Source organism: Dokdonella sp. (assembly GCF_044227025.1).
Classification (GTDB): Bacteria; Pseudomonadota; Gammaproteobacteria; order Xanthomonadales; family Rhodanobacteraceae; genus Dokdonella_A.
Genome location: NZ_JBGAFX010000006.1, coordinates 322,108 through 326,293 on the forward strand (window position 1 = coordinate 322,108; position 4,186 = coordinate 326,293).

The 4,186-nt window shown below is 66.5% G+C and carries 3 protein-coding genes; 2 read left to right on the forward strand and 1 reads right to left on the reverse strand.

Annotated elements, in window-relative coordinates:
* Window positions 1–310 precede the first annotated feature (310 nt).
* Window positions 311–2,257, reverse strand: coding sequence for an acetyl-CoA hydrolase/transferase C-terminal domain-containing protein (locus ACILRJ_RS15620; RefSeq protein WP_395684127.1), 1,947 nt, complete (start codon window positions 2,255–2,257; stop codon window positions 311–313).
* A gap of 151 nt (window positions 2,258–2,408) precedes the next feature.
* Here ACILRJ_RS15620 and ACILRJ_RS15625 point away from each other — a divergent pair, with 151 nt between their 5' ends.
* Both ACILRJ_RS15625 and ACILRJ_RS15630 read left to right on the forward strand, forming a co-directional pair.
* Complete coding sequence (locus ACILRJ_RS15625; RefSeq protein ID WP_395684128.1) at window positions 2,409–3,320, forward strand: DUF3667 domain-containing protein; 912 nt, start codon at window positions 2,409–2,411, stop codon at window positions 3,318–3,320.
* Window positions 3,321–3,643: 323 nt separating this feature from the next.
* Window positions 3,644–4,165: a hypothetical protein gene (locus tag ACILRJ_RS15630; RefSeq protein ID WP_395684129.1), complete on the forward strand. Its 522-nt coding sequence runs from the start codon at window positions 3,644–3,646 to the stop codon at window positions 4,163–4,165.
* The last annotated feature ends 21 nt before the right edge of the window (window positions 4,166–4,186 follow it).

The window sequence follows — 4,186 nt, forward strand, 5'->3', positions numbered from 1 at the left end:
CAAAGCGAGGACAATCCTCGCGGATGGAGTGCGCCCGATGAGCCGAACATATAGCGCGACGATGGGACTGCTGTGCTTGGCTTGCGGAGCGGGGTTTGCGTTCGATTGTCCATCTATCTCGGTCGTCGCGGCGATCCTTGGCCTAACGATGCTCGGGGTCCGATACCGCGAAGGCCGATAGCAATTTGGGTGTCGTCGGAAGGCCAGGCGCATCGCAGATCACGGATGTGCGCATCGCCCCGTTCTGTTTCGATCATCGCCTGGAAACGATTGCGAAGACGCGCGCCAATTGACCGCGGCCCGGTAGCGCCTATTTCGCCCGCGCAATCGCCCCCCGCACCAACCGCGCCAACACCCGCTCGCCCACTGACTGCGGCTGCGCCAGCGCAAGCCGCGCGAGTAGCGGTGTGTCTTCCGCACGACCGCCCGGCGCCAGCAACGCACCCAGCAACGCCGGCCAGCGGCGGGGTTCGGCGACGTGTGCCTTGAGCCACAACAGCGCCGGCAGGATGCGCCGCTCGGTCGCGTCGAAATCGCTGCCGAACGGGAAGGTCGGCAGCAGGCCTGCGCTCACTTGCGGGCGCAGGCGCTCGGCAAGTGCTTCGGGCGTGTTCGCACGCCACGCATCCGGCACGCGGAAATCGCGCGCGAGCTTGCCATTGCGGATCGCCGTGGCCGCGAGCTCGTCGACGAAGCGCGCATCGCTGATCGCGAGCATCGCCTGCACGCAGGCTTCGTCCGAGCGCCCGCGCAGGTCCGCGATGCCGTATTCAGTGATGTAGACATCGCGCAGGTGGCGCGGGATCGTCGTGTAGCCGTAGTTCCAGCGGATGTTCGACTCGACCTTGCGCCCGCTCTTGCGCGTTGCGCGCAGCAGCAGCACCGACCGTCCACCCGCCAGCGCATGCGCCATCGCGACGAAGTTGTACTGCCCGCCGACGCCGCTGACGACGCGCCCGTCCTCGAGCGCATCCGACGTCGCCGCGCCGAGCAGGGTCGCCATCATGCAGGTGTTGAAGAAGCGCGCATCGCGGCGTTGCAACGCATCGAGCTGCTCGCGTCCGCCGTAGAGCTGGTTGACGTCGGACACCGCGCTCATCGCCAGCCCGCTGTAGTCCTCGCCTTGGAGTTCGCGCAGCCACGCGTAGAACTCCTTCGAACCGAGGTAGAACGCGCCCTTGAGGTAATGGCCGTTGCGCAGTTTCGACGGATCGACCGCGGCGCCGGTGGCGAGCGCGTGTTCCACCTCCATGTCGTCGTACACCGTGCGCTTGAGGATGCCCGCGCGGCGCAGGTGCATGAAGCCGTCCATGATCATCTCGCTCGCGCCGTACAGGCCGTGCACGAACGCTCCCGTGCCACCCCAGCGGCCGGGCAACGGGTGCGCCTGGGTGCCGCCGCGCAGTGCCGCGAGCGTGGCGAGGTAGTCGGCATTGCGCTGGTGCCGCAGCAGCAGCGCGTGCACGATCGCATCCGACAATGCGCCGATGCCGATCTGCAGCGTGCCGCCGTCGCGCACGAGCGAACTCGCGTGCAGGCCGATCGCGTATTCGGTCAGGTCCACCGCATTGCGCGGCAGCGCGAACAACTCCTGCCGCGGCAGGCTGCCGTCGACGAGGGCATCGAAGAACTCCGGCCCCACCTCCGCCGCGCCACTGAGGAACGGCAGGTCCGGGTGCACCACGCCGATGATCAATGGGCGCTGCCCGCCGTTCGCGGCGATCGCCTTGATCACGTCGAGCGTCACATCCGGATTGCACGACAGGCTGTAGCGCGCCGAGGGCCCGCTGCCGCGCGTGGCGACCAGCTGCACGATCGCGTGCAGGTTCGCGTGTTCGGCCAGGTCGCGCGCGACCGAGGTGTAGTTGATGCTCGCGTACTCGCGCTGCGCGCGCTCCGCATGCATCATCGCGCCCGACATGAAGTAGAACTCCTCCACGTGCACGTTCGCCGGCACGCGGTTCGCCTTCATGTCGACCGCATAATCGAGGCGCGGATAGTCGGCGCCGAACTGGCGCGCGAGGAACGGCCCGAGGAACCGCCGCTCGAGATCGCTTGCCGCCGCCGGCAGGTCGAGCGAGAGCGCCGTGTACAAGGTCAGCCGCCGCGCCGGCTCCGCCTTGAAGCGCGCATACAGCGCATTGAGCAGGTGGTTCGGCTTGCCGAGCCCAAGCGGCGCGGCGACTGCGACCGCGTCACCCCCGCGCTGGAGGATGCGTGCGACGGCGTCGTCGATGGAGAGCAGTTCCGTGTTCACTAGGGCTCCCTGGCGAGCTGCGTGCGGGCAGGGTAGCGCATGCATCCATCGACGGCATGTTGCGCCGCCAGCGGGTCGAGGAAAAGTGGGGTCGTGACGCCGCACCCCTCGCGTTAGGATGCGCTCCCCGCCCGCATCCGCGCGATCGCCGATGACCGTGTCCTGCACCAACTGCTCCGTGCCCCTCGAAGGCCGCTACTGCGCGAGCTGCGGGCAGAAGCGTTTCGAAGCCGCGGACCGGCGCTTCGGCCATCTGCTCGGCGAGTTCGTGCACGGGCTGACCGACCTCGATGGGCGCGTATGGCGCTCGCTGCTCGCGCTGCTGTTCCGTCCCGGCCTGCTGTCGCTCGACTACAACGAGGGCCGCCGCGCGCGCTGGCTGTCGCCGGTGACGCTGTTCCTCGCGGTCAACGTGGTCTACTTCATCCTGCCGTTGCACGGCGACTACGCGATGCAGTTCAGCCGCCAGGTCACGCCGCGCATCGCGATCGCGGCGGCCGACCCCGGCACGGACACGAGCATGTATGCGCGCAACGCGCAGGCGCACAGTGCATTGACGGAATCCTGGGTCGACCGCGAAGCCGCCCGGCTCGATCCCGACCACCACGGCGACGGTTACCGCAAGTTGCGTGAACGCTACGACGCGCGCGCGGACGACGTGAGCAAGGCGCTCGTCATCCTGCACCTGCCGTTCGTCGCGCTCGTCCTCGCGCTGCTCTACGCCGACCGGCGCCACTACTACGCCGAACACTTCGTGGTGACGCTGCACTACTTCGCGTTCGCGCTGCTCATGGTGACGACGCTCGTGCACGTCATCACCGTGCTGCAATCGCTGGTCCCGTCATTTGACGCGATCGTTCCGATGTCCGCGCTCGACTGGGTCGCGCGCTTCCTCTACGCGCTCTACGCGGTGCTCATGCTGCATCGCGCCTACCGCACCGGATGGGTGCGCGCCGTCGCATCGGCTGCCGCGCTCATCGCGGCGATGATCGCGGTCAACCTCTACATCTACAGGCCGGTGCAGTTCGTCGTCACGTTGTGGGTGGCGATGTACACAGCCTGACGCTCCCCTCGCTTCGAGGCCGAATCGGAGCGTGCGACTTGAGAGTCTGGCGGCAAGCGCCGTCTCGCCGCCGGTCGTCGTGATACGCGCAATTGAACAGCCGGTGCCGCCGGGCTCGAAGCGCTCGGCGGCACCCCGCGTGTGCTACGCGGCAAAAGGATGGCCAGCCTTCTGTTTCAGGCGCCTCCCACTTGACCACCCATTTTTGTGGCAATCCATCGGATGGCGAACTCTGATGTTTGAGAGGTTACACAGGAAAACCGATCTATCTTTTTCCTTGAATTGCAGCCGCGCTAAAGTCGAAGAAGTAGCGAAATTCCTACTTGCCGGCATGTCGACAGCGTGCAACCATCTTCAACGGTTTGCGGGGAGATGCATGGTCTGCCGAGTTTGCGCGGATTGTGCATGCAGACCGACTCTGCGCGTTGCGTGCATTCGCCAATCGGGTGCTGGGGTTGATCTTGAAGTTTTTCAGATGCTGCCGCTTCGTGCTGGCCGTGCTCAGCGTTGCTGCGGCGACGGCGGGCGCCGAATCGGCGCGCTCATATGCTGTCGTTGCGATGGCGGCAGATGTGCAGACGATGGTCGTCCGCGATAGCGAAGGACGACTGGTGTCTTGTGCCAGGGGTGATGTCGTAGCTGGCACGGAGTGGCGCGTGGTGAACGTGCGCGGTGGTTCGGCGACGCTGGAAGGGGTGCAGCGGCAGGCCGGTGCCAAGGTCGAGCTGCGCGTGAACGTTGGTGAGCGGTTTGATCCACACGTGCCACTCACCACGCACGAATCTGTGGCGGCACCCCTAGGCAGCGCGCGCATTTTGCCAACGGTACGTCAGGGAATGAAATAGCCAAGACTCCAGGGAGGGATC